3 protein-coding genes are annotated in these 2,553 nt (G+C 68.5%); 1 reads left to right on the top strand and 2 read right to left on the bottom strand.

What is annotated here, in order from left to right; genetic code table 11:
* Window positions 1-631: hypothetical protein (locus D180_RS04745; RefSeq protein WP_017911896.1), on the top strand; the 631-nt coding region annotated here is incomplete at its 5' end.
* A gap of 303 nt (window positions 632-934) precedes the next feature.
* Here the strand turns inward: D180_RS04745 and D180_RS04740 are convergent.
* Entirely contained in the window at window positions 935-1,567 is a 633-nt protein-coding gene (locus D180_RS04740; RefSeq protein ID WP_232760330.1) for a hypothetical protein, read from the bottom strand.
* 269 nt (window positions 1,568-1,836) lie between these two features.
* Window positions 1,837-2,553, bottom strand: a 717-nt coding sequence (locus D180_RS04735) for a DUF6537 domain-containing protein (RefSeq protein WP_043090477.1), incomplete at its 5' end; no start/stop codon positions are given.

Genomic DNA, 2,553 nt, shown 5'->3' with positions numbered 1-2,553 from the left:
GATCGGCGCAGCGGTCGGCGTGGTGGCCGGTGCGGCGGCGGGCAAGGGCGTGGCCGAGCGCATCGATCCCACCGGCGAGGACGCCTATTGGCGCGAGGAATACCGCAACCGCGACTACGCCAAGGCCGATTACGACTACGACCGCGACTACGCCGCGGCCTATGGGCTCGGCCTGCAGGCGCGCGAGCAGTATCCCTCGCGCACCTGGGACGAACACGAGCGCGAACTGTCCCACGACTGGGGCACGCGCCGCGGCGACTCGCGCCTGGAGTGGGACGAGGCGCGGCTGGCCGCGCGCGATTCCTGGGAGCGCGCCGACGCCACCTACCGCACCTACGAGGACAGCGACCGCTACTACGCCGATCGCTTCGACACCGTGGACTACCGCGAGACCGACAGCAGCTACGACGACTACCGCCCGGCCTACCGCTACGGCGTGCAGGCGCGCAGCCGCTACCGCGACCGCGTCTGGGACGACCGCCTGGACACGGACCTGGAAAGCGGATGGGAGCGCGCCAAGGATCGCTCGCGGCTGAGCTGGGCACAGGCCAAGGCAGCGGTGCGCGAGGCCTTCGATTCCGATCGCTACGATCGCCCCGGCCGCGGCAACCCGCCCGATCCGCGGGTTTGATTCGACGTTCGTTGCGTTGAATGGCACTCGGTCGAGTTGCCACCGGGCACTCGACCGAATCGCACCCTGATACGACACAGCGGCCGCTCGCCCAGGGCCGCTGTGTCGTATGCGGAGTGTACGCAAGCAACCATGTGGGAGGGACTTCAATCCCGACGCGCAGACCCTTCCGTATCGACATCAACGCGATCGACCCGGATGCAGCTGCATGGCAGTGGCGCGCGGGATGCCGCTGGGAATAGGCTGCATCGCCACAGGGTGACATGGCAGCTCGCGGCTGAAGCCGCGCCTGCAGCTTGGCCCCTAAGGCCCGTCCGACGACGGCGAACGAGCTGGAGATTGTTGAACCGTCGGTTGCAACGAATCGTCCACCTGCGCCTCTTCCTCTGCCCGCGCCTCTGCCTCGGCCTGTGCCTCCGCCTCCGCATCTTCCTTCAAGGCGGCATCCCACCAGGCCGGCGCCGCCAGCGGTTCTTCTCCATAGCCGTTCATGCAACCTGTTCGTTGCTGCTCCAGGCGCTTGTAGTCCAGGGTGAGACGCTGCACGTCCTGTTGCTCTGGCCACTCGGTGTAGGCGAAGTAGCCCTCGTACTGGTTGCCATTGATGCAGGCGATATACGAATCCGCCCGCAGCCCGGCTGCCTGAAAGACCAACACCCGCGCTTCGCCGTTGCGATCCAGGCGGCCATGGAAGACCGTCCATTTGCCCGACGCGCAACTCGCGCCGGAGATCCCCATGTAGCTCAGACACGGAATCGACCACACGTCCTGCTGGACGCGGATCCTCGCGCCCGAGAGTGGCCGATCGGGTCCCGCCACGACACGGATCGTGATGAACCGCGGCATGATCCAGGGGCCGGCGTGCTCCGCCAGCAGGTAGAACAGCAGGATGGCGCCCACCAGCGCCACGCATGCGAGTTTGACCAAACGCTTCACGCGATGTTCCTCCGAGGGTGATGCGGCCGTGGATCGCTGGCGATCCACGCAACATGCGGATGATGCCCAAGGCCGGCCGCCCTGGGCGATGCCGCCGTCCTGCGTGCGGCTGGAGTCGGGTCGCGGCTGCAGCCGCTTCTGCAGCAGATGCACGGACGCCCGGGAACGCGGGAGAGCAGAAAACGCGGCGCCGGCCGCCGCGTTCGGTCAGACGCCCTCGATGCTGCCATTGCGCCGCCGCTGCAAGGTGGCGGGCGTTCGTCTCCCGCTCAGGCCGCCTGCACGATATGCAGCGCCTTCGGGTTGCGCCAGGTCGCCAGCAGCCGCGCTTCCTGTTGCTTGGCCTCGTGCAGGTGCGCTTCCTTGACGTGGCCGTAGCCGCGGATGTGCTCCGGGATGCTGGCGATCTGCACCGCCAGCGCCAGGTTGTCCGCCTGCAGCCGCTGCAGCAGTTCGTCCACGGTGGCGAGGTAGTCGGCGATCAGTTGCCGTTCGCCGCGGCGCTCGGCGCTGTAGCCGAACACGTCGAAGGTGCCACCGCGCAACCGGCGCAGCTTGGCCAGCCACTTGAACGCGGTGAACATCCACGGGCCGTATTCGCGCTTGCGCAGCCGGCCTTGCGCGTCCTTCTTCGCCAGCAGCGGCGGCGCCAGGTGGAAGCGCACGCGATAGTCGCCCTCGAACTGCGCCTGCAGCTGCTGCGCGAACGCGCCACTGGTGTACAGCCGTGCCACTTCGTACTCGTCCTTGTAGGCCATCAGCTTGAATGCATAGCGCGCCACCGCTTCGGTCAGCGCGGTCGAGGCCGGGGCCACGCGCTGCTCGGCAGCGCGCACGCGCTCCACCAGCGCGGTGTAGCGTGCGGCGTAGGCGGCGTCCTGGTAATCGACCAGGAAGGCGTGGCGGCGCGCGACCAGCTCGGGCAGCGAGCGCGACAGGCGGCTGTCGTCCAGCGGCGCGTGGCCGGCCTCGCCGCTGTCGGCGGC

The sequence above is a fragment of the Xanthomonas sp. SHU 166 genome, from assembly GCF_000364685.1.
Classification (GTDB): Bacteria; Pseudomonadota; Gammaproteobacteria; order Xanthomonadales; family Xanthomonadaceae; genus Xanthomonas_A; species Xanthomonas_A sontii.
The sequence above is the reverse complement of the archived record's forward strand: the minus strand, read 5'-3'. Positions and strand labels throughout refer to the sequence as shown.